Annotated in this window: 18 protein-coding genes; 7 read left to right on the top strand and 11 right to left on the bottom strand. The window is 73.9% G+C overall.

All coding sequences use genetic code 11. The annotated features are described in order from the left end of the window. Positions 1–7: 7 nt before the first annotated feature. Complete coding sequence (locus H291_RS28705; RefSeq protein ID WP_020013857.1) at positions 8–1297, bottom strand: cytochrome P450; 1290 nt, start codon at positions 1295–1297, stop codon at positions 8–10. A 312-nt stretch (positions 1298–1609) separates the two neighbouring features. Between H291_RS28705 and H291_RS28700 the strand changes: the two genes are divergently transcribed. Beyond that, on the top strand, positions 1610–2371 hold the full coding sequence (locus H291_RS28700) for an IclR family transcriptional regulator (protein ID WP_020013856.1): 762 nt from the start codon (positions 1610–1612) through the stop codon (positions 2369–2371). 33 nt (positions 2372–2404) lie between these two features. Here H291_RS28700 and sigJ read toward each other — a convergent pair whose 3' ends face one another. From sigJ to H291_RS0104850, 4 genes are all read right to left on the bottom strand, one after another. Further along, a complete protein-coding gene (gene sigJ / locus H291_RS0104865) occupies positions 2405–3295 on the bottom strand; it encodes an RNA polymerase sigma factor SigJ (protein WP_020013855.1) in 891 nt (296 codons plus the stop codon). Further along, entirely contained in the window at positions 3295–3915 is a 621-nt protein-coding gene (locus H291_RS0104860) for a carboxymuconolactone decarboxylase family protein (RefSeq protein ID WP_084468049.1), read from the bottom strand. Before H291_RS0104860 ends, sigJ begins: the two co-directional genes overlap by 1 nt. A 562-nt stretch (positions 3916–4477) precedes the next feature. Beyond that, on the bottom strand, positions 4478–5386 hold the full coding sequence (locus H291_RS0104855) for a diacylglycerol kinase family protein (RefSeq protein ID WP_020013853.1): 909 nt from the start codon (positions 5384–5386) through the stop codon (positions 4478–4480). An 88-nt stretch (positions 5387–5474) separates the two neighbouring features. After that, positions 5475–7082, bottom strand: coding sequence for an FAD-binding oxidoreductase (locus H291_RS0104850; RefSeq protein WP_020013852.1), 1608 nt, complete (start codon positions 7080–7082; stop codon positions 5475–5477). Between the two features lie 91 nt (positions 7083–7173). On the opposite strand from H291_RS0104850, the gene H291_RS0104845 reads away from it, so the two are divergent. Continuing rightward, positions 7174–7806 carry a TetR/AcrR family transcriptional regulator gene (locus tag H291_RS0104845; protein WP_084467740.1) on the top strand — a complete coding sequence of 211 codons (633 nt, stop codon included), beginning with the start codon at positions 7174–7176 and terminating at the stop codon, positions 7804–7806. A gap of 76 nt (positions 7807–7882) precedes the next feature. Then, positions 7883–9466 carry a glycerol-3-phosphate dehydrogenase/oxidase gene (locus H291_RS0104840; RefSeq protein ID WP_020013850.1) on the top strand — a complete coding sequence of 528 codons (1584 nt, stop codon included), beginning with the start codon at positions 7883–7885 and terminating at the stop codon, positions 9464–9466. A gap of 9 nt (positions 9467–9475) precedes the next feature. Here H291_RS0104840 and H291_RS0104835 read toward each other — a convergent pair whose 3' ends face one another. Together H291_RS0104835 and H291_RS0104825 are read right to left on the bottom strand one after the other, a co-directional pair. After that, positions 9476–10234: a phosphatase PAP2 family protein gene (locus H291_RS0104835; RefSeq protein ID WP_198012402.1), complete on the bottom strand. Its 759-nt coding sequence runs from the start codon at positions 10232–10234 to the stop codon at positions 9476–9478. A 297-nt stretch (positions 10235–10531) separates the two neighbouring features. Beyond that, positions 10532–11599, bottom strand: a complete 1068-nt coding sequence (locus H291_RS0104825; protein WP_020013848.1) for a LacI family DNA-binding transcriptional regulator — start codon at positions 11597–11599, stop codon at positions 10532–10534. 178 nt (positions 11600–11777) lie between these two features. On the opposite strand from H291_RS0104825, the gene H291_RS0104820 reads away from it, so the two are divergent. From H291_RS0104820 to H291_RS0104805, 4 genes are all read left to right on the top strand, one after another. Continuing rightward, positions 11778–12647 (top strand): carbohydrate ABC transporter permease, encoded by an 870-nt coding sequence (locus H291_RS0104820; RefSeq protein WP_121384582.1) that lies wholly within the window; start codon positions 11778–11780, stop codon positions 12645–12647. A 3-nt stretch (positions 12648–12650) separates the two neighbouring features. Next, complete coding sequence (locus H291_RS0104815; RefSeq protein WP_020013846.1) at positions 12651–13577, top strand: carbohydrate ABC transporter permease; 927 nt, start codon at positions 12651–12653, stop codon at positions 13575–13577. 72 nt (positions 13578–13649) lie between these two features. Next, positions 13650–14990 (top strand): ABC transporter substrate-binding protein, encoded by a 1341-nt coding sequence (locus H291_RS0104810; RefSeq protein ID WP_020013845.1) that lies wholly within the window; start codon positions 13650–13652, stop codon positions 14988–14990. Between the two features lie 104 nt (positions 14991–15094). Further along, positions 15095–16927 carry a glycoside hydrolase family 35 protein gene (locus tag H291_RS0104805; protein ID WP_020013844.1) on the top strand — a complete coding sequence of 611 codons (1833 nt, stop codon included), beginning with the start codon at positions 15095–15097 and terminating at the stop codon, positions 16925–16927. A 324-nt stretch (positions 16928–17251) separates the two neighbouring features. On the opposite strand, the gene H291_RS0104800 is transcribed toward H291_RS0104805, so the two are convergent. From H291_RS0104800 to H291_RS0104785, 4 genes are all read right to left on the bottom strand, one after another. After that, positions 17252–18571: an amidohydrolase family protein gene (locus H291_RS0104800; protein ID WP_020013843.1), complete on the bottom strand. Its 1320-nt coding sequence runs from the start codon at positions 18569–18571 to the stop codon at positions 17252–17254. Then, on the bottom strand, positions 18568–20013 hold the full coding sequence (locus H291_RS0104795; RefSeq protein ID WP_020013842.1) for a formimidoylglutamate deiminase: 1446 nt from the start codon (positions 20011–20013) through the stop codon (positions 18568–18570). The genes H291_RS0104800 and H291_RS0104795 overlap by 4 nt, the downstream gene beginning before the upstream one ends. Positions 20014–20107: 94 nt before the next feature. After that, positions 20108–21730 carry an allantoate amidohydrolase gene (locus H291_RS28695; protein ID WP_020013841.1) on the bottom strand — a complete coding sequence of 541 codons (1623 nt, stop codon included), beginning with the start codon at positions 21728–21730 and terminating at the stop codon, positions 20108–20110. Further along, positions 21727–23403, bottom strand: a complete 1677-nt coding sequence (locus H291_RS0104785; protein ID WP_020013840.1) for a urocanate hydratase — start codon at positions 23401–23403, stop codon at positions 21727–21729. Before H291_RS0104785 ends, H291_RS28695 begins: the two co-directional genes overlap by 4 nt. Between the last annotated feature and the right edge of the window lie 31 nt (positions 23404–23434).

The following is a 23434-nucleotide window of genomic DNA, read 5'->3' as shown; positions in this document are numbered from 1 at the left end:
CCCGGTGTTATGTCTCGGGCCCGGCCTTCTCGACGGGCACGGGGAAGGTGACGGGGATGCTCACGGGCTGGCGGATCCACAGGGTGGGGTCCCAGCGGACGTCGGCGGCGGGGATGCGCAGCACGACGTCGAGCCGGCGCAGGATGGTCTCGACGGCGATCCGGGCGATCACGCGCGCGGTGCGCGGGGCCGGGCAGGCGTGCGGGCCGGTGCCGAACGACACGTGCGCCCGGCTGCCCACGTGGTCCCACGGGTCGCCGGTGTCCATGCGCGGGTCGGTGTTGGCCGCGTGGATCGCGAGGATCAGGGGGTCGCCGGCGACGACGAGCTTGTCGTCGAGCACGACGTCCTGGCGGGCGAACCGGGGCAGGCTGTGGATGGTGGGCGTGGAGCGCGACAGCACCTCGTCCATGGCGCTGTCCAGGTCGATGCGGCCGCCGTGCAGACGCCCGGAGAACCGGGCGTCGGTGAGGGTGAGCAGCAGGGTCTGGGCCACCCAGGCGGTCAGCGTCAGGTTGCCCGAGTAGGCGACGGTGAGCAGGGTGTGGGTGACCTCGACGTCGTCCCGCATGCCCGGGTGGGCGAGCAGCGAGCTCGCGAGGTCCCGGCGCGGGTGCTCCCGGCGGAGCGCGACGAGGTCGCCGAGCATGCGGTCCACCTCGTGCACGGAGGGCGCGGCGTCGGCGCCGCCCCCGGCGACGCGCCGGGTCAGGTCGAACAGGTGCTGCCCGTCCTCCGGGTCGAACCCGATCATGTCGGCGATGACGAGGAACGGGATCACCGACGCGTACTCGAGCATCAGGTCGGCGCGGCCCCGGTCCTCGAAGCGGTCGATGAGCAGGTTGCAGAAGGAGCGCACCTTGGCCGCGGTGATCGGCTCGGAGAGCTGCTCGAACGCGTCGTCGAGGGGCTCGCGCAGGCGCTGCCGCAGCGCGCCGTCGGCGTGGTTGGCCGAGAACCGCTGCTGCGAGGTGAAGGCGGGGCGCAGGCCCGAGGTCCGAGGCAGGCCGCCGCGCGCGTGCCCGTTCCACAGCTGCGGGTTGGTGGCGAACACGTGCTCGTTGCGCATGATGTCGAAGACGCGCCGCTGCCCCATGACGAGCCAGGCGGGCACGCCGGGTTCCAGCTCGACCGGGGCGATCTCGCCCCACTGCTTCTCGAGCTCGTCGTAGAGCGCACGCGGGTCGGGCAGGGCCGAGGCCTCTACCAGCGGTGTCAGGCGCGAGACCGCGCCGAGCCGCAGGGGACGGGTGCCGCGCCAGGCCCGGTCCTGCGTGTTGTGGATGTCATCGAGCACTACGGCGGGCCCTCTCGGCGGACGGTGCGGGTCGCCACGACCGGGTCTCCGACACGGCCCCGCGCACGTGGGGCACTTGTCGGATATCACCCGGTTCAGGTATTTTCATTGATCCACCGTCTCTGTGCGGTCGCCCTCGATCGCGCAGGGTGAACCCAACCGTGTTCCGTGACCTCGGCCACACCCGTGGCTAACATGTCTGCAAGGGCAGACAACTGTCGCACCCTCGCACCACCTTGTCGATACCCATCCGGTTACGATATTCGTCGCAAAAAGGGACCGTCGGCCTCCACCGACGAGCAAGGGGGGCACGTGACTCTGGACTCCGAGCGGGAACGCCCGGACGACCTGGTACAGAGCGTTGCCCGCGCCTTCCGCGTCCTCGAGGTCGTCACCCGGTTCCCCGGGCTGCCGGTCAAGGCGATCGCGCGGCGCAGCGGGCTGAACCTCTCCACTACGTATCACCTCGTGCGCACGCTGGCCTACGAGGGGTACGTCACCCGGCTCAAGGACGGCACCTACGACGTCGGCGAGCAGGTCAGCCACCGGTTCTACGAGCAGCTCGGCTCGCTCGGCCGGGGGCCCAACACCCGCGAGGTGCTCCGTCACCTCGCGCAGAGCAGCGGCTACAGCGCCTACCTGGGACGTATCAGCGCGGGCCGCGTGGTCGTCGTCGACTACGCCGAGGCCCCGGGCTCCCCGTACATCGAGGACCTGGAGCGCGGGCTCGACGTCTCCGCGCACGCCACCGCGCTCGGCAAGGCACTCCTGCTCGGCATGTCCCGCCGCGAGCGCCACGAGCTGGTGGTCGACGCCGGGATGCGCAAGTTCACGCCGCGCACCGCCGCCGACATGACCTCGCTGGACGCCCAGCTCGCCCGCCTGCGCCCCGACGCCGTCGTCGAGGAGCACGGCGAGTTCCGCAACGACATCGCCTGCGCCGCCCACCTCGTGCCCCGCCGCCCCGGCGACGACACGGCGTGGGCCGTGGGGCTCAGCATCCCCGGTGAGGTCGTGCCGCCGCACGCGCGCCGCGAGCTGAGCCTGGTCGCGGGAGACCTCACGGGGATCTGATCCTCGGCTGCCGGGCTCGGCCCGGCAGCCGGATCAGTCCCGCAGCCGACGCAGCCCGGCCAGGCGCTCCGGGTTGCGGAACACCATGACGCGCGCCAGCAGGCCGCCCTGGTCCCCCGTGCCGTACTCGGCGACGGTCGCCATGGCGGGCTCGCCGTCGAGCAGCGCGAGCATGCCGAGCGCCCCGTTGATCTCCACGGGCACCCACTCCATGCGGCCCACGGTCGCATCGCCGGCGAAGGCGACCAGGGCGCGCGAGACCTTGTCGGCGCCCCGGATCACCCGCCGGGCCGCGCGGACGACGCCGCCGCCGTCGGTCACGAGCTCGACCTCGGGGGCGAGCGCCGCGAGCACGCCCGCGACGTCGCCGGTGAAGCACGCGGCCAGGAACCGCTCCGTGGCCTCCGCGTGCTGCGGGCCGGCGGGCGTGTACCGCGGACGCCGCGCCCGCACGTGCTCCCGCGCGCGGTGCGCGGTCTGTCGCACGGTGGCCGGCTCGCGGTCGAGCACGTCGGCGATCTCCTGGTACGACAGGTCGAACACCTCGCGCAGCACGAACACGGCGCGCTCCACGGGCGACAGCGTCTCCAGCACCACGAGCAGGGCCAGCGAGACCTCCTCGGCGCGCTCGACGGGCAGGGCGGCGTCGGGCGTCGTGAGGATCGGGTCCGGCAGCCACGGACCGACGTAGGTCTCGCGGGCCCTCCGGAGCGTGCGGAGCCGGTTCAGCGCGAGCCGGGTCGTGATGCGCACCAGGTAGGCCCGCGGGTCGTCGACGTCGGAGCGGTCCTTGGCCGACCAGCGCAGCCACGCCTCCTGGACCACGTCCTCGGCGTCGGCCGCTGCGCCGAGCATCTCGTACGCGACGGTGAACAGCAGGCGGCGGTTCTCGGTGAACGGGAGCGCGAGGTCGGCGTCGGGCACTACGCCTCGCCCACCTGGGCGAGCGGGCCGGACATCGGCACCTCGCACCGGTCGCTGAACCCCTGCGCGGTCAGGCCCATCGCGGCGTTGATCCGACTGCGGAGGTTCTCCACGGCCACGATCGCGACGAGCTCGGTGAACGCCTCGGCGCCCAGGGCCTCGGTCAGGCGGGCGGCGAGGGCGTCGTCGACGGTCGGCGGGGTCGCCGTCGCGGCCTCCGCGAGGGCGAGCACGTCGCGCTCCAGGCCGGTGAAGCGCTCGCTCGACCGCCACGCGGGCACGTCGTGCAGCTTGGCGGGGTCCACGTGGTCATGCTGCGCCTCGAAGTAGCCGAAGTCCACGCACCACGTGCAGCCGATCTGGACGGACACGGCCATGACGGCCAGCGACTTGAGGCCGGGGTCGAGCGCCTTCCAGCCGCCGACGCCGAGCTCGGTGAGCGCGTAGGTGCGGGTCACCTTCCCGTGGTGCCCCACGGCGACGAGCGGGTCGAGGACGGCGCCGTACCGCCACCGGGAGAACGCGGCCATGGCGCGGTTGGTCAGGGTGCGCGGCAGCTCGGCGCTGACCCGGGTGCTGACGGGGCGCGGCGGGGTGCTGGAGTTCGGGGTGCTGGACATGATCGGGCTCCGTTCCACGACACGGGTGATCCCATCCAGACACCGCGGGCCCGTCGGACGTGACACGAACGGCCGGTGACCCCGGTCACACCGCCGTCGATCGAGCACCCCGCCGACCCGGCCGCCGTCGGCCATCCCCGCCGTCGGCCCAATCGCCGTCGACAATCCCCTTCGATGCCATCCCCCTTCGAGGTCTAAGTTTCTTCGCTTTGGGGCACCGCAAAGCGAAGAAACTTAGGCCTCGAAAGAGGAACCTCGCCCGCAGCCCGGGTCGGACTGGTCCGGCGTCGTCGGCCACGCTCGCTGTCGACCAGCCCCGCCGTCGGCCGACCCGCCGTCGACCACCCCCGCCGCCGACCATCCCCTTCGAGGCCATCTCCCTCGAGGCCTAAGTTTCTTCGCTTTGAGTCGTGGCAAAGCGAAGAAACTTAGGCCTCAAAGGAGACGCCCGGCCGCGACCTGGGACAGACCGGGCAGACCGGCCGGGCCAGACCGGACCAAGCCGAGCCAGACCGGACCAGGCCGGGCCAGACCCCAGACCCGGCCGGTCGGTCGGACCAGCTCACACCGGGACGCAGAGGGTCAGCGACCTGTGGTGGGCCTCGATCGTGACCGGGACCGGGCCAGTCGGCTCGCCGTCCGCGTACGTGACCAGGCCCACGGGCGCCGTCAGGCGGACGGCGGGGGTGCGCAGCGTCGTGACCTCCGGCCGCTCGACGTGCCGGCCGGACTTGATCAGGGAGTCGAACGCGAGCAGCCGGAACCGGCCCATCGCCTGCACCAGCGTGACGTCGAGCAGCCCGTCGGCCGGGTCGGCGCCGGGGCAGATCGGCACGCCGCCGCCGTAGGTGCGCGTCAGGCCGACCGCGAGCATGTATCCGTCCTGCTCCAGCGCGGGCGCGGCCGCCGGCTCCAGCCGGTAGGCGAACCGCCGCAGCCGCAGCCACTCCAGGTAGATCGCGGCCAGGTACCGGGCAGGCCCCTTGGGCCAGGTCATGCGGTTGGTGCGCTCGTTGGTCAGCGAGTCCAGGCCCGCGCACAGGACGGTGACGAAGTGCCGCACCGTGCCGTCGTCGGCGGTGACGGTGCCCGTGTCGACGCGGCGGCGGGCGCCGTCGAGCGCGAGGTCGGCGGCGGCCGCGGCGTCGTCCAGGGGGATGCCGTGCTCGCGGGCCAGGTCGTTGCCCGTGCCGCCGGGGACCACGGCCAGCGGGATGCCTGACTCCAGCAGCGGCCCCAGCACGGAGGAGACCGTGCCGTCCCCGCCGACCACGACGACGACGTCGGGCCGCTCGGCGACGGCCAGCCGGCCCAGCGCGACGGTCTCGCGCTCGTCGGCGCCCTGGTGGACCCGGACGTCGGCGCCGCGGGCGCGCAGCCGCTCGACCGCGACGCGCGCGCTGTCGACGCCCACGCCGTGCCCCGAGGCGGGGTTCACGAGCACCGCGATGTGCCCGGTCTGATCGGTCATGCGCGCAACCTACCGGAGGTGTCAGACGTAGGGGTCACCCGGGTGACCTGTACGTCTGACACGTCGGGAGGCGGGGTGGGGTGCGCGGTCATGCGAGCAGCGCGCCCGGGTTCATGATCCCGGCCGGGTCCAGCTCGGCCCGCACCGCGCGGAGCATCCGCAGGCCGGTCGCCCCGATCTCCTGCTCCAGCCAGGGCGCGTGGTCCGCGCCGACGCCGTGGTGGTGGCTGATGGTGCCGCCCGTCGCCATGATCGCGTCGTTCACCGCGGCCTTGACCCGTTCCCAGGGCTCCAGCGGGTCGGTGCCGAGGCCCGCGATCACCGTGAAGTAGAGCGACGCCCCCGTCGGGTAGACGTGCGAGATGTGGCACAGGATGCGGTTCTTCGCGTGCTCCCGCTCGAACCCCTCTGCGAGCGCCGCGGTGACCGCGGCCTTGAGCGCGGCCAGGTTCGACCAGGTCGTGGCGGTCTCCAGCGTCTCGCAGAAGACGCCCGCGCCGAGCAGGGCGTCGCGCAGGTAGGGCGCCTTGAACCGGCCGTGGTCCCAGGACTCGGCGAGCTTGCCGGCGGCGGGCCGCCCGCCCGCCTCGCGCAGCACACTCGTGGTGGCCTCGCGGCGCGCGGCGGCCAGGTCGGCGGGCCCCTCGTGCAGCACGACGGCGGAGCAGCCCCGGGTCAGCGCCTTGCCGATGTTGCCGACCTGGGCCAGCGAGACGGCGGTCTCCTCCTCGTCGGACAGCCGGATCACCGTCGGCGCGGTGCCGAGCTGCGCCACGCGGCGCAGGGCGTCGGCGCCCGCGGCGAAGTCGCGGAACGTCCACGCGTCCATGAGCCGGGCCTCGGGCGTGGGGTGCACGCGCAGCCGCACCTGCGTGATGACGCCGAACCTGCCCTCCGAGCCCAGGAACCAGCGCAGCAGGTCGGGGCCGGCGGCCGAGCCGGGCGCCCGGCCCAGGTCGAGCGTGCCCGTGGGGGTGACCACCCGCAGGCCCGTGACCATGGCGTCGAACCGCCCGTAGCCCGCGGAGTTCTGGCCGGAGGACCGCATGGCCGCGAACCCCCCGAGGGTCGCGAACTCGAAGCTCTGCGGGAAGTGCCCGAGCTCGAACCCGTGCGCGGCGAGCGCGGCCTCGGCGGCGGGCGCCGTCGTCCCCGCGTGGAACGTGGCCTCGTGCGAGACCTCGTCGAGCGCGACCAGCCCGGTCAGCCGGCGCAGGTCGAGGCTGACGACGCCGCGGTGCGCCCCGGGGTCCGGGGCCAGCCCGCCGGTCACGGCGGTTCCGCCGCCGAACGGCACGACCGCCAGCCCGCGCTCGGCCGCGAGCGCCAGCACCGCGGCGACGTCCTCCTCGGAACCCGGCCGGACGACGGCGCCCGGCGCCGCCTGCTCGGGCTGCCTGCGCCGCAGCAGGTCGGGCGTCGACTTGCCGCCCGCGTGCAGCAGCCGCGCCTCGTGCCCGGCGTCCACGTGCTCCGGCCCGACGGCGGCGGCGAGCGCCGCGAGGTCGTCGGCCGGCAGGGGCGGGGTGCTGATCGTGACGTCGGCGAGGTCCGGCCCGGGCGGCGGCGCGGGCGTGCGGCCGAGCACGGCGGTGAGCAGGAGCTTCACGCCGCCGGGCAGCCCGTGCGCGCGGGCCGGGTCGCCCCAGCCGTCCCACCGCATGTCGATGCGCTCGTTCTCGGGCTGGGTGCTCACGCGTCCTCCGGGTCGGGTCGTCGGGTCGGGTCGGATCGGGCCGGGGCCGGCGTTGGCCTCGACGCGGCGTCGCGTTACAGTGTTACACAAGATGACAATTCGTAATGCAGGCCCGGATGCAGTCTCGCCCGCCCCCGACCCGCTCGGCGCCACCCCCGACGGCGCCCCCGACCGCACCGAGGCGCGCCTCCTGGAGGCCGCGTCCCGGCTGGTGGCGACCCGCGGCACGCGCGGCCTGTCCGTCACGGAGCTGGCCCGGGCCGCCGGCGTCTCGCGGCCCACGGTCTACCGCCGCTGGGAGTCCGCCGACGACGTGCTGCGCGCCCTGCTGATGCACCGTGCCCAGGTCGCGATCACCGCCGTCGGGCCGCAGGCCGCCGACCGGGCCACGATCGTCGACAAGGTGGTCCGGTTCGGCGAGCTGCTGCGGGCCGACCCGGTCTTCGGGCACCTGCTGACCGAGGAGCCCGAGGTGTTCACCCGGTACGCCTTCGAGCGGATCGGCCGCTCGCAGCGCGTGATCCTGGAGTGGCTCGCCGCCGGGATCGCAGCGGCGCAGCCGGGCGGCACGGTCCGGTCCGGGTCCCCCACGGACATGGCGGTCATGGTGCTGCTGGTGTCCCAGTCGGTGGTGCTGTCCCACCGCACCGTGACCACCGTGATCGACGACGCCGCCCTGCGGGCCGAGCTCGCCCGCACCCTCGACGGCTACCTCCGCCCCTGACCCGGCGGCCGGCCGGCCGCTGTCCGCCGTCCGACCCGCACCGACCCGAACCGACCCAGACCCGGAAGCAGGACCGATGCACCGCACCGCCCTCACCGCCCGGCGCCGCGCGCGCGAGCTCGACGAGCTCGCGTCCGAGCCGGTGGACCTGCTCGTGGTCGGGGGCGGGGTGACCGGCGCGGGCGTCGCGCTGGACGCCGCGGCGCGCGGCCTGTCCGTGGCCCTCGTGGAGGCCCACGACCTGGCGTGGGGCACCTCCCGGTGGAGCTCCAAGCTGGCGCACGGCGGCCTGCGCTACCTGGCCACGGGCGACGTCGGCGTGGCCCGGGAGAGCGCGCGCGAACGGCACGTGCTCATGACCCGCACCGCGCCGCACCTGGTCCGCGCCCTGCCCCAGGTGCTGCCGCTCACCAGCGGCGTCGCGCCCCGGCAGGGCATCACGGCGGGCATCGGGTTCGGGCTGGGCGACCTGCTGCGGCGCGACGCCGGGACGTCGTCCGACGTGCTGCCCGCGCCGCGCCTGGCCCGCCCCGGCGAGGCCGCGCGGCTCGTGCCCGCGGTCGCCCGCGAGCACCTGCACGGGGCGTGGGTGGCGCACGACGGCCAGCTCGTCGACGACGCGCGGCTCGTCGTCGCCCTGGCCCGCACCGCCGCGGGGCGCGGGGCGAGGATCCTGACCCGCGTCCGGGCCACGGACCTGCGCGCCGACGGCACCACGCTCCAGGACACCCTGACCGGCGCGGGCCTGACCGTCCGCGCCCGCGTCGTCGTGAACGCGACCGGCGTGTGGGCCGGCACGGTGGACCCGTCGGTGCGGCTGCGCCCGAGCCGGGGCACCCACGTCGTCGTCCCCGCCGCCCGGCTGGGCGACCCGGCGGGCGCCCTCATGGTGCCGGTGCCCGGGTCCGCCTCACGGTTCGTGTTCGCGCTGCCCGCCCAGCTCGGCCGGGTGATCATCGGCCTCACCGACGAGGAGGCGCCCGGCCCCGTGCCCGACGTGCCCGAGCCCACGCGCGCCGAGATCGACTTCCTGCTCGCCACGGTCTCCCGCGTGCTGGACCGCCCCCTGCTGCCCGACGACGTCGTGGGCGCCTTCGCGGGGCTGCGTCCCCTGATCGACCTGGCCGGCCCCGGCGACGGCGGGGGCACCTCGTCCGACGTCTCACGCCGGCACCTCGTGGAGGTATCGCCCGCCACGGGCGCGGTGAACGTGCTGGGCGGCAAGCTGACGACCTACCGGGCCATGGCCGAGGACGCCGTCGACCTGGCCGTCAAGCACGCCGGCCTCACCGCTGGACCGTGCTGGACGGCGGACCTCCCGCTGGTCGGAGCGCACCCGCAGGTCGAGCCCCATCCGCAGGTCGAGCTCGTCGAGACCCCGCCCCCCTCCCTCGTCGCCCGCTACGGCGCCGAGGCCACCCGGGTGCTGGCCACGGCGACCCTGCCGGGCGCCACCGCCGCCGTCGGGCACGGGATCGCGGGCACGGAGCACCTGGACGTCACACGCGCGGAGGTCGAGTGGGCCGTGACGCACGAGGGCGCGCTCGACGCGGACGACGTGCTGGACCGCCGCACCCGCATCGGCTTGGTACCGGCGGACCGGGCCGCCGTCCACGACGTCGTGGCGGAGCTGGTCGGCGCGGCCCTCGCGCGCGGCTGAGCCGCGCACCTACTCCGAGGGCGGGGAAGCGGGAGCCTGCGAGGGCGCGGGTTCTCGTTCGCGGATCGGCGCGCGCAGCACCGAGAGCGCCACCATGCAGGCGATGAACCCGAGCAGCCAGCCGCCGGGGATGTCGCTGAGCCAGTGGTAGTCCAGCCAGGACATGAGGGCGCCCGCGATCATCACGATCACCGCGACCACGGGGATCATCTTGCGCAGCCTGGACACGCTCGGCCACAGCCCGTTCTGGGTGAACAGCAGGCACAGGATGAAGAAGCCGGTGAAGAACGTGTTGGCGGCATGACCGGACGGGAAGGCCTGGCCGCCGGCGTGCAGCACGTCCATGTTGTGGTGCGGGCCGGTGCGGCCCAGGCCGAACTTGGTGCTGTAGCCGATCAGCGCGATGGTCGCGAGGCCCGCCAGCACGGCGAGCACCGGACGGCGCGTGAGCAGGTTCCAGAGGGAGCCGGGGCCACCCTGCTTGCGGGCCACGTACAGGGCGGTGCCGCCCACCATCGGGATGGTGAACATGCGCTCGCCCGTGACGCTCGCGACGATGTCGAGGAAGGCCTTCTCCCAGCCCACGGGGTGGTGGGAGTCCACGTAGTAGTGGAACTGCCAGTCCCAGGCGATGAAGGGGCCGCGGACCACGACCTGCCAGATGCAGACGCCGAAGACCAGCAGGGCGATGACGGCCGCGACCACGGAGCTGCGCCAGGTCGGACGGGTCGCCGGGTCGAGCAGAGCCTCTGTCGTTTGTGACTCCACTCGGGTAACACCCCTGCCCTCTGATTGCGCCATCGAGCCGATCCTACGGGTCTCGGGGTGAATGTTCGGTACCGCAATTGTGTCCAGCAGGCGCGGCCGGTGACGATCCCGGGAGGGTCGCGCCGGCCCAGGAGCGACCGTACCGCGTCAACCTGGACCGGTCGCCCAGGCCAGGCGCCTGCGGCCCCTCGGCGCGGCCCGCGCGAGCCGGTCCCGGCGGTCACCACCCGGACGTGCGCAGGGTCACGTCCACGTTCACCCGCCGCGCCGGAGAGTTCACCCGGCCCACCGGCGAGTTCACCCGCGCGGCGGGGCCGTGCTCTGGCGCACCTTGAGCTCCACCGGCACCACCTCGTGCAGGGCCTCGTCGTCGACGTCCGGGCCGATGCGGGTGGCGGCGCTGCTGCCGGTGTCGGCCCCGGAGCCACCCGCCCGCACCTCGGCGAGCAGGCGGGCCACCAGGCGGCGGCCGATCTCGCCGAAGTCCTGCACCACGGTGGTCAGCGGCGGCCAGAGGTACTCGGCCAGCAGGATGTCGTCGAACCCGACCACGGACACGTCGCCGGGCACCGCGCGGCCGGCCTCGTGCAGGGCGCGGAGCACGCCGGCGGCCATCTCGTCGTTGGCGCAGAACACGGCCGTGACCTCGGGGTCCTGCGCCATCCGGCGTCCGGCGTCGTATCCGGAGGCCGCCGTCCAGTCGCCCGGCACGACGTCGGGCACGGGACGGCCGGCCGCCTGGAGCGTGGCGCGCCACGACTCCTCGCGGAGCTGCGCGGGCGCCGACCCGGCCGGGCCCCGCACGTGGTGCACCGTGCGGTGCCCCAGGTCCAGGAGGTGCTGGGTGGCGCGGCGGGCGCCGTCGACCTGGTCGGCGCCGACCGCGGGGTGGTGCCCCACGAACCGCGAGTCGGAGACCACCACGGGCAGCCGGGAGGGCAGCGCGAGCGTGTCGGGCGTGACGGTCTCGGCCCGGACGATCACCAGCCCGTCGATGGCCTGGTGGGACAGCCGGGTCGCCGCGGCCGAGACGACGTCGGACGACGGGTTCTCGACGTCGATCAGCGTGACGGTGTAACCCTCGTCACGCGCGGCCTCGGTGACGGCCTCGATGGTGCGCGACTCACCGGTGCGCGCCAGCCCGTGGGCGATCATGCCGATGGTCCGGAAGCTCCCGTAGCGCAGCGCACGCGCCGCCGTGTTCGGCGCGTAGCCGAGCTGCGCCATCGCAGCCAGGACCCGGTCCCGCGTCGCCGGCCGCACGTTGTCCAGGCCCATCGACACGCGGGACACGGTCTGCGTGGAGACCCCCGCCAGCACGGCGACGTCGACCAGGGACGGACCTCTGCCCTCCACGACACCCACCTCCTCGTGATGCGTCTCGTCCCGGGGTCCGCTTGACACCTCGGTGACTCACGAGCACCCTAGTCCGCGTCACCATGTTGACGTCAACACGACGACCATGCTGACCCCACTCGTGAAGGAGCGACCCCACTTGACCACGCTCGCATCGCCTCCGGCCGTGCCCAAGACCGCGGGACGGATGCGGCTCCGCACCCGCTGGACCGGATGGGGCTTCGTCGGCCCGTTCATGGCTGTCTTCGCCCTCGTGTTCCTCGCGCCGATCGCCTACTCCCTCTGGCTGAGCCTCTTCCAGACGCAGCTCGTGGGCGGTACGACGTTCGTCGGCCTCGACAACTACGCCCGCGTGCTCGCGGACCCGCAGTTCTGGGACGGCACCGGCCGCGTGGCCCTGTTCCTGCTGGTGCAGGTGCCGGTGATGCTCGGCATCTCGCTGCTGGTCGCCCTCGCGATCGACAGCGGCCGCCTGTACGGGCGCGACTTCTTCCGCCTCGCGATCTTCCTGCCCTACGCGGTGCCCGGCGTCGTGGCCGCGCTGATGTGGGGCTTCATGTACGGCGAACGGTTCGGCCTGGTCGGCAACTTCAACGACCTGTTCGGCACCAGCATCCCGGACCCGCTGTCGTCGGCCCTGGTGCTCCCCGCGATCGGCAACATCGTGACCTGGGAGTTCGTCGGCTACAACATGCTGATCTTCTACTCCGCGCTGCGCGTGGTGCCCACCTCGCTGTACGAGGCGGCGGAGATCGACGGCGCCGGCCCGTGGCGGGTGATCACGGCGATCAAGCTGCCCGCGATCCGTGGCGCGCTCGTCGTGGCGACCATCTTCTCGATCATCGGCTCGTTCCAGCTCTTCAACGAGCCCAGCATCCTGCAGCCGCTGTCCCCCAACTACATCTCGACCCACTACACGCCGAACCTGTACGCCTACTCGCTGTCCTTCTCGGGCCAGCAGTACAACTACTCGGCCACGGTGGCGATCGTCATGGGCGTGCTCACGATGATCGTGGCCTACGTGGTGCAGCTGCGCGGCATGCGCAAGGAGGCCTGAGCCATGAGCAACGTCCTGATGACCGCGCCCACCGTGCGCCCCAAGAAGGCCCCGCCCCGGCTGCGGAACCGCCGCAGCTCGCACGCCCGGCCCACGCGCAGCATCCTGCTCACGGTCCTGACGGCCCTGATCGGCATCTACGCGCTGATCCCGCTCGTCTGGCTGCTGATCAACGCGACCAAGACGCAGCCCGACCTGTTCAGCTCGTTCGGCCTGTGGTTCAGCGGCGACTTCGCGCTGTGGGACAACATCGTCGGCGTCCTGACCTACGACGGCGGCGTCTTCGGCCGCTGGTTCCTCAACACGCTGATGTACGTCGTGCTCGGCGCGGGCGGGGCCACCCTGCTGGCGCTGCTCGGCGGCTACGGCCTGGCCAAGTTCGACTTCCCGGGCAAGCGCGCCGTGTTCGCCGTCGTCATCGGCGCCGTGGCCGTGCCGGGTACCGCGCTGGCCGTGCCCACGTTCCTCATGTTCGCGAACATGGGCCTGACGAACACGCCCTGGTCGGTCATCATCCCGTCGCTCATCTCGCCGTTCGGGCTCTACCTCATGTGGACGTTCGCGGCCGACGCGGTGCCGGACGAGATCATGGAGGCCGCCCGCCTCGACGGCGCGAGCGAGGCCCGCACGTTCTTCCAGGTGTGCCTGCCGATGATGGCGCCCGGCATCGTGACGGTGCTGCTGTTCACCGTGGTCGCCACGTGGAACAACTACTTCCTGCCGCTGATCATGCTGCGCGACCCCTCCTGGTACCCGCTGACGCTGGGCCTGAACGCGTGGAACGCCCAGGCCACCACCGCGGGCGGCGAGGCCATCTTCAACCTCGTGATCGCCGGCTCGCTCCTGACGATCCTGCCGCTGATCGTGGCCTTCCTGCTGCTCCAGCGCTACTGGCAGTCGGGTCTGGCCGCCGGCAGCGTCAAGGAGTGACGCGGCCGGGCCTGCCGCCCGAAGACTTCCCCCCAGACAGATCCGCTTGACGATGAAGTGAGAGGAACCACCATGACCATCCGCCACCACCGCGCTGTCGGCGCGTTCGCCGCGGCCGGCGCCCTGGCGCTCGCCCTGACCGCGTGCGGGTCCGGGTCCGACGGCGGCGACGCCGCGGAGACGGTGTCCCCCGAGGACATCTCGGCCGCGCTCGAGGAGGGCGGCGACCTGCTGGTCTGGGCCTGGGAGCCCACGCTGGACAAGGTCGTCGAGGACTTCGAGGCCGAGTACCCGAACGTGAACGTCGAGCTGGCGAACGTCGGTACCGGCAACGACCACTACGTGGCGCTGCAGAACGCCATCAGCGCCGGCTCGGGCGTGCCCGACGTCGCGCAGATGGAGTACTACGCCCTGCCGCAGTTCTCCATCGGCGGGTCGCTCGCCGACCTCGCGCCGCTGGGCGCGAGCGAGCTCGACGGCACCTACTCCCCCGGCCCGTGGGGCGCCGTGACCGACGGCGACGCCGTGTACGGCCTGCCCATGGACTCCGGCCCGATGGCGCTGTTCTACAACGCCAAGACGTTCGAGGACGCCGGCGTCGAGGTGCCCGCCACCTGGGACGAGTTCGTCACCGCCGCCGAGAAGATCCACGCGTTCGACAAGAACACGTACATCACCGCGGACAACGGCGACGCCGGGTTCGCGACGTCGATGATCTGGCAGGCCGGCGGCCACCCGTTCGAGGTGAGCGGCACCGACGTGACCGTGAACCTCGCCGACGAGGGCTCGGCCAAGTTCGCCGACATGTGGCAGCAGCTCCTGGACGACGACCTCGTCGCCGACGTCCCCGCCTGGTCGGACGAGTGGTTCCAGGGCCTGGGCAGCGGTGAGATCGCCGCCCTGGTGACCGGCGCCTGGATGCCCGCGAACCTCGAGTCGGGCGCCGCCCCGGCGTCGGGCGACTGGCGCGTGGCCCCCATGCCGCAGTGGACCGAGGGCTCGAACGAGACCGCCGAGAACGGCGGCTCCGCCCTGTCGGTGACCGAGGCCAGCACCAAGAAGGCCCTGGCCTACGGCTTCCTGGAGTACGCGAACGCCGGCGACGGCGTCGCCACGCGTCTCGAGGGCGGCAACTTCCCGGCGACGCTCGCCGACCTCGAGGACGAGAAGTTCCTCGCCGAGGAGTCGGAGTACTTCGGCGGCCAGAAGATCAACGAGGTGCTCTCGGCGTCGGCCACCGGTGTGGTCCCCGGCTGGCAGTACCTGCCGTACCAGGTCTACGCCAACAGCGTGTTCCCCGACACCGTCGGCCAGGCCTACACGGGCTCGACCTCGCTGTCGGACGGCCTCGCCGCCTGGCAGGACTCGATCGTGAAGTACGGCAACGAGCAGGGCTTCACCGTCGGCGAGTGAGCCGCGGCTGATCGACCAGGGACGACGGCGGGGGGCCTTCCCCCGCCGTCGTCCTCTTGCCCCACCCCCAGTACCCGCAGACCGCACCCCCTGAGGACGCACACATGCCCACGTTCGACATCGGCCCCGAGGACTTCGAGCTCGACGGCCGCCCGATGCAGGTCGTCAGCGGCGCGCTGCACTACTTCCGCGTGCACCCCGACCAGTGGGCCGACCGGATCCGCAAGGCCCGGCTCATGGGCCTGAACACCATCGAGACGTACGTGCCGTGGAACTTCCACGCGCCGGACCCGGACGTGTTCGACCTGACCGGGCGGCGCGACCTCGCGCGGTTCCTCGACCTGGTGGCCGCCGAGGGCCTGTACGCGATCGTGCGACCGGGGCCGTACATCTGCGCCGAGTGGGACGGTGGCGGGCTGCCCGGCTGGCTGTTCGCCGACCCCGAGGTGGGCGTGCGCCGGCACGAGCCGCGGTTCCTCGCGGCGATCGGCACGTACTTCGCGAACCTGCTGCCGCTCGTGGCCGAGCGCCAGGTGACGCGCGGGGGGCCGGTGCTCATGGTCCAGGTGGAGAACGAGTACGGCGCCTACGGCGACGACCCGCTGCCGGAGCGGCAGCAGTACCTGCGGGCGCTCGTCGACCTGACCCGCGAGCAGGGCATCGACGTGCCCCTGTTCACCTGCGACCAGGCCGACGACGAGATGCTGGCCCGCGGCGGCCTGCCCGAGCTGCACAAGACGGCGACGTTCGGCTCGCGCAGCACGGAGCGGCTGGAGATCCTGCGGCGGCACCAGGCCACGGGACCGCTCATGTGCATGGAGTTCTGGAACGGCTGGTTCGACTCGTGGGGCCTGGAGCACCACATCGCGCCCGCCGAGGCGAACGCCGCCGACCTGGACGACCTGCTCGCGGCCGGCGGGTCCGTGAACCTGTACATGTTCCACGGCGGCACCAACTTCGGGCTGACCAGCGGCGCCAACGACAAGGGCATCTACCGGCCCATCGCGACGTCGTACGACTACGACGCGCCGCTGGCCGAGGACGGCACGCCGACCGCCAAGTACCACGCGATGCGTGAGGTGATCGCGCGGCACCTGCCGGTGGCGGAGCTCGACGTGGGGTCCTCTGGTTCTGAGACTGGTTCTGGGGCTGGTTCTGGGGCGCCGGTGCTGGAGGTCGGCCTGACCGCGCAGGTGCCGCTGGCCCACGCGCTGCCGAGCCTGCTGCGCGAGGATCTGCAGGTCTTCACGTCGACGCCGACCACCGACGACCTGCGGCTGTGGTCCGGCTTCGCCGTCTACCGCACGCGGATCCGCCCCGACGACCTGGTGCTGACCCTGAGCGAGGTGCGCGACCGCGCCGTCGTGCTGGTCGACGACGAGCAGGTCGGCGTGCTCGACCGCGGCTCGCACACCTTCGCCGTCGCGCTGCCGGCCCGCGCGGGTGACCTCACGCTCCTGGTGGAGGACCAGGGCCGGGTCAACTACGGCAAGCGGATCGGCGAGCCCAAGGGCCTGATCGGGCCGGCGCGCACCGCGGTGCGCACGATCGACGACTGGGAGGCTGCGGCACTGCGCGTCGAGGACGCGCCGGAGCTGCTGCGCGCGGCGCTCGACGCGCCGGGCCGCGCGCTGCCCCCGGTGCCGGACGGCGCGGTGCCGGGGCCGGTCGGCGCCGGGCTGTTCCGCGGCACGTTCGACTCCGCGGGCGGGGCCGACCACTTCCTGCGGCTCGACGGCTGGACCAAGGGCCTGGCCTGGGTCAACGGCGAGCTGCTGGGGCGCTACTGGAGCCTCGGGCCCACGCACACGCTGTACGTGCCGGGCCCGCTGGTGCGCGAGACGGGCAACGAGCTGGTGCTCCTGGAGCTCCACGGGGCGTCCGCGGGGCGGGCAAGCTTCGTGGCAGGACCGGACCTGGGCATCACGGAACAGTAGGCATCAGGGCTGGCTTCGGCGCTGAACCGGCCACCGTCGAACGTAGGGTTGCTCGGCTCAAGAGCCGTCTTGAGCCGAGCAACCCTACGTTCGACTGCGTGGGTCGTTCGTGGCCGACGACAAGTGGACTCCGCGGGAGGCATCTCCTTCGAGGCCTAGGTTTCTTCGCTTTGGGTCACCCGAAACCGAAGAAACCTGGGCCTCAAAGGAGACCACTCTCGCGCGGTCAGAGCGCTCGGCGCCGAACGTAGGGTTGGTCGGTCCAAGAGGGCTCTTGGGCCGAGCAAGCCTACGTTCGCCGGCCGGCGCTCTCGCGAGGTCGTGTCAGACGGCGCGGGTGCCGTTTCGCCAGACCTCGTGGACCAGCGGGACGCCCGGGCGGTAGGCCAGGTAGGTGTGGCTCGGGGCGTCGAGCACGGTCAGGTCGGCGCGGGCGCCGACGCCCAGGTGTCCGACGTCGTCCCGGCGGAGCGCCAGTGCGCCGCCCGCCGTCGCCGACCAGAGGGCCTGGGCCGGGCTCATCCGCATCTCGCGCACCGCGAGCGCGACCACGAACGGCATCGACGACGAGTAGCCGGAGCCCGGGTTGCAGTCCGTGGCGAGCGCGACGGGCACGCCCGCGGCCAGCAGGCGGCGCGCGTCGGGGTACGGCGACCGCGTGGAGAACTCGACCGCGGGCAGCAGGGTCGCGACGGTGCCGAGCCGCGCACCAGAGCCGACGTCGGCGGACCGGACGTCCCCGGGCATGACGTCGCCGGACCCGGCCCCGCTCCACGAGGCGGCCAGCGCGTCGACGTCGGCGTCGGTCAGGTGGGTGCAGTGGTCCACGCTCGCCGCCCCGACCTCGACGGCGAGCCGCACCCCCGGGCCCGCCGAGAGCTGGTTGCCGTGCACGCGCGCGCCCAGCCCGGCGCGGAGTCCGGCGCGCAGGACGGCGCGGGCCTCGTCCTCGTCGAAGGCCGTGGGCGCGGCGGGCTCGCAGAACACGTCGATCCAGCGGGCGTGCGGGGCGCAGGCGGCGAGCATCGGCCCGGTCACGAGGCCGACGTACCCGGCGCGGTCGTCGGCGTACTCGGCCGGGACGGTGTGCGCGCCGAGGTACGTCGTCTCCGGGGTGAGCTCCCGTGCGATCCGCAGCGTGCGGGCCTCGGTCGCGACGTCCTGGCCGTAGCCGCTCTTGATCTCGACGGTCGTGGTGCCCTGCGCGAGCATCTCGCGCACCAGCGCGGTGCCGCGCGCCCGGAGGGCGTCCTCGCTCGCGGCACGGGTCGCGGCGACCGTCGTCGCGATGCCGCCGCCGGTGTACGGCTCGCCGGTCATGCGCGCCGCGAACTCGGCCGAACGGTCGCCCGCGAACACCGTGTGCGAGTGCGAGTCCACGAAGCCCGGGAGCACGCAGCGCCCCGCGAGGTCGACGACGTCGTCCGCCGCGGGGGCCGACGTCGCCGGCCCCGTCCAGGCGATGCGCCCGTTCTCTACGACGACGGCGGCGTCCGGCACGAGGCCGAGGCCGTCGGGCGCGATCCCGCTGCCGCCGGACGATATCCCGGCCGAGGCGCCGCCCGAGGCGCCGCCCGGCCCCGTCCCGCCGTGGTCCGGGTCGTTGGTGACCAGCTCGCCGATGTTCGTCAGCAGCACGCTCATGCGTCGCTCCCCCTGGTGATGTCGTGCGTCAGGTCCCGCTCGGTGTCCCGCTCGGCGGCGGCCCAGATCTCGTCGATCGCCTCGGCGAGCATCCGCGCGACGTCGCCGGCCCGGTGCACGCCGTCGCGCACCACGAGCTCGCCGCCCGCGACGACGTCGGACGCGTCCGCCGCGCCCGCGACCAGCACGAGCTGTGCGGGGTCGCTCCCGGCGGTGCGCACCGTGTCGGTCCGCACGGCGACGAGGTCCGCGGGCGCGCCCGCGGCGATGCGCCCGGCGCCAGGCCGGCCGAGCGCGGCGTGCCCGGCCGACGTCGCGACGTCGACCAGGGCCGCCGGGTCGAACGCACCGCGCCCGCCGGTGGCGAGCCGCTCGTGCTCCTCGACCCCGCGGGCCTCGGCGAGCACGTCGGCGGTCACGTGCTGGTCCGTGCCGACCGACAGCGGGCTCCCCGCGCGCGCCAGCCGGAGCCCGGGGGCGATGCCGTCGGCGAGGTCGCGCTCCGTCGTCGGGCAGAGGCAGACGCCCGTACCCGAGGTGCCGAGCAGCGCGACGTCGTCGTCGGTCAGGTGTACCGCGTGCACGGCGGTCGTGCCGGGGCCGAGCGCCCCGGCGTCGTGCAGCAGGCGCGTCGGGGTGACGCCGAAGGCCGCGAGCGCCCCCTGGTTCTCCCCGGGCTGCTCGGACAGGTGGACGTGCAGGGGCGCCCTCGCGTCCTGGGCCCAGCGGGCGACGGCGGCGAGCTCGTCCGGCGCGACGGCGCGCACCGAGTGGGCGGCGGCGCCGACGAGCACGCGGTCGTCGTCGGCCCAGGCGGTGCGGAGCGCGTCGACGCGCCGGGCCCACGCCTCGGCCGTGCCGTCGCCGAACCGGGCCTGCTCGTGAGCGAGCGGCTGGTGCCCGTCGGGGCCGAGGCCGCCGTGCAGGTAGCAGGTGTCGAGCAGCGTGAGGTGCACTCCGGCGTCGCGGGCGGCGGAGCGGAGGGCCTCGGCCATGGCGTTCGGGCCGCCCTGCGCCGCGGGGTACGGGGTGCCGTCAGGCCGGTGGTGCACGTAGTGGAACTCGCCGACGGCGGTGGTCCCGCCGAGCGCGAGCTCCGCGTAGACGGCGCGGGCCAGCCGCTCGTAGAGGTCGGGCGTCAGGGCCGCTGCCAGGGCGTACATGCCCTGGCGCCAGGTCCAGAACGATCCACCGTCGGCGTGGGTGCGGCCGCGCAGCGCGCGGTGGAAGGCGTGCGAGTGCGCGTCGGCTAGGCCGGGGAGGACGACACCGCGGAGGCGCACGTCGCCGTCGGCGGCCGGGACGCCGTGCTCGACGGCGACGATCCGGCCGGCCTCGGTCTCGACCCGGACGGACTCGGCGATGTGGCCGCGGGGTTCGCCGGGTGAGCCTGGTTCGCCGGGTCCGGGCAGCCAGGCTCGCTCGCACCAGTAGTCGCTCATGCTTCTCCTCTCGTGCTCGGTGTCCCGTCGCTGATCACCTTTGAGGCCTAAGTTTCTTCGCTTTGGCGTGGCCCAAAGCGAAGAAACTTAGGCCTCAAAGGTGATCGTGGCGGGTCGAGTCCCGGGACGGACCGGCCGGGGCCGACGCCGGGGCTGTCGGGAGCGGAGTCGGGGTCGGGGGGAGCGGGGTCGGGGCTGCCGAGGTCGGCGTCGCTGCCGTTGGGACAGGCTCCGGGCCCGCCGGGGACCGCTCCAGGTCCGGGGCCGTCAGCAGGTCGGCGAGGACGGCGGTCAGGGCGTGGACTCCGGCGTCGCAGTCGGCCGGTTCGGCGTGCTCGGCCGGCGAGTGGGAGACGCCGGTCGGGTTGCGCACGAACAGCATCGCCGTGGGGATTCCGGCCGCGGCGAGGATGCCGGCGTCGTGCCCGGCGCCCGTGCCGATCACGGGCGCGGGCAGGCCGGAGCCGGGCCGCCCGACGACGTCGGCGAGCCGGGCCGCGAGGGCCGGGTCGAAGACGGTCGCGGGGGTCCACGACTCCTCGACGGGCTGCCACCGGGCGAGCCCGACGCCTGGCACGCCGGCCAGACTGCCGCTCAGGCCGCCGGCCAGCTCCGCCGTCGAACGTAGGCCTGCTCGGTCCATGAGCCCTGATGCGCCGACTACCTCTACGTTCGCCGAACCATCGCTCGGCCCGCCGGCAACGTGCGCCGTCGAACGTAGGCCTGCTCGGTCTCTGAGCCCTGATGCAGCGACAACCCCTACGTTCGACGCCGCGCCACCCGACCGACCCTCGCTCGCCGGCGCGCCGATCACGGAACGGACGGCGTGTTCCGTTTCGGCGCGGGCGTCGATCCACGCCCGGACGCGCGACGGGATCGCGTTGACGCCGTTGGGCTCGACCTGCACCTTCGCCAGGGTCGCGAGCGCCCCGGCGTGCTCGGCGGCGGCGCGGACGTCGGTGATGAGGCGCGCGAGGTCGAGCATCGGATCGTGCCGGTGGGCCAGCGGCGTGGTGCCGGCGTGGTTGGCCTCGCCCGCGAGATCGACCCGCCAGCGGCCGTGCGGCCAGATCACCGCGCCGACCGCGACGGGGGCGGCCTCATGTTCGGGCAGGTCGGCGAGGTACCGGCCCTGTTCCACGTGGAGCTCGACGAAGACGCCGATCCGCGCCAGCGTCTCGGGGTCCCGGCCATAGTGCTCGAGCGGCACGCCCCGGACCGCAGCCCCCAGCACCTCCGCCAACCTGTCCCCGGCCCCGTCCCGCAGCGCGAGCAGCCGGTCGGCCGGAACCGTCCCGGTCACGGCCCGCGACCCGAGGCACGCCAGCCCGAACCGCGCCCCCTCCTCGTCGGAGAAGTTCACGATCCCGAGCGGCCGCACGGGCACGACGCCGGACGCCCGCAGCGCGTCCAGCGCCGCGAACGCGCCCGCCACACCCAGCGGGCCGTCGAAGGCGCCGCCGCCCGGCACCGAGTCGAGGTGACTGCCCGTGACGACGCCGGGCCCGTCGGCGTCCGGGTCGCCCCACCACGCCCACTGGTTCCCCGCGCGGTCCAGCACGACGTCGAGCCCGCGCGCGGCCGCCTCGGCGGCGAACCACTCGCGCAGGGTCAGGTCGTGCGCGGTCCAGGCGAACCGCTCGTACCCGCCGGACGCCGCCCGTCCGACGTCGGCGATCGCGTCGAGCAGGGCGCCGACGCCGGACGAGCCCGTCACGCCCCCTCCCGCATCGGCACGCGCAGCCCGCCGCGCTCCGCCGCAGCGGCGGCGTCGTCGTACCCGGCGTCGACGTGCCGCAGCACGCCCGTCGCGGGGTCGTTGGCGAGCACCCGGGCGAGCTTCTCGGCCGCGAGCGGCGTCCCGTCCGCGACGGACACCTGCCCGGCGTGGATCGACCGCCCCATGCCGACGCCGCCGCCGTGGTGCAGCGACACCCACGTCGCGCCCGACGCGGTGTTCATCAGGGCGTTGAGCAGCGGCCAGTCCGCGATCGCGTCGGAGCCGTCGGCCATCGACTCGGTCTCCCGGTACGGGGACGCCACGGAGCCCGAGTCGAGGTGGTCGCGGCCGATCGCGAGCGGCGCGGAGATCTCCCCCGACGCGACGAGCTCGTTGAACCGCAGCCCGGCGACGTCGCGCTCCCCGTGCCCGAGCCAGCAGATGCGGGCCGGCAGCCCCTGGAACGCGACCCGGTCCTGGGCGGCGCGGATCCAGCGGCCCAGGTGGTCGTTGTCGGGGAACAGGTCGAGCACGGCCCGGTCGGTCACCGCGATGTCCTTCGGGTCCCCGGAGAGCGCCGCCCACCGGAACGGCCCCTTGCCCTCGGCGAACAGCGGCCGGATGTACGCGGGCACGAACCCCGGGAAGTCGAACGCCCGCCCGTACCCGCCCTGGCGGGCCTCGTCGCGGATCGAGTTGCCGTAGTCGAACACCTCGGCGCCCGCGTCCTGGAAGCCGACCATGCCCTCGACGTGCCGGGCCATCGACTCGCGCGCCCGCTCGGTGAACCCCTCGGGGTCCTTCTCCGCCTCCGAGGCCCAGTCCTCCAGCGCCACCCCGGACGGCAGGTAGGAGAGCGGGTCATGCGCCGAGGTCTGGTCCGTGACGACGTCCACCTCGACGCCGCGGCGCAGCAGCTCCGGCACGACGTCGGCCGAGTTGCCGACCACGCCCACCGACAGCGCGCGCCGGTCCTTCTTCGCGGCGAGCGCCAGCTCGACCCCCTCATCGAGCGAGGACGCGACGACGTCGAGGTAGCGCGTCTCGACGCGCCGGTGCAGGCGCGCCGGGTCGACGTCCACCACGAGGCACACGCCCCCGTTCAGCGTGACGGCCAGGGGCTGGGCGCCGCCCATGCCGCCGCAGCCGCCGGTCAGGGTGAGCGTGCCGGCCAGCGTGCCGGAGAACTTCTTCGCGGCCACGGCCGCGAACGTCTCGTACGTGCCCTGCAGGATCCCCTGGGTACCGATGTAGATCCAGGAACCGGCCGTCATCTGCCCGTACATCGTCAGCCCGAGCTGCTCCAGGCGCCGGAACTCGGGCCAGCTCGCCCAGTCGCCCACGAGGTTGGAGTTGGCGATCAGCACGCGCGGCGCCCACTCGTGCGTCCGCAGCACGCCCACCGGGCGGCCCGACTGCACCATCAGCGTCTCGTCCTCGCGCAGGTCGGTGAGCGAGCGGACGATCGCGTGGTAGCTCGGCCAATCGCGCGCCGCCCGGCCGGTGCCGCCGTAGACCACCAGGTCGTCGGGCCGCTCGGCCACCTCGGGGTCGAGGTTGTTCATGAGCATGCGCAGCGGCGCCTCGGTCTGCCAGCTCCGGGCGGTCAGGGTGGTGCCGCGCGGGGCGCGGACGGCGACGGGGGTCCCCCGGTCGTACGGCTGGTTCACTTCGGTCTCCTTCGACTCAGGTCGGCAGGTT

This window comes from Promicromonospora sukumoe 327MFSha3.1 (assembly GCF_000385135.1).
Lineage (GTDB): Bacteria > Actinomycetota > Actinomycetes > Actinomycetales > Cellulomonadaceae > Promicromonospora > Promicromonospora sukumoe_B.
This window is presented reverse-complemented; position numbering and strand designations above follow the sequence as displayed.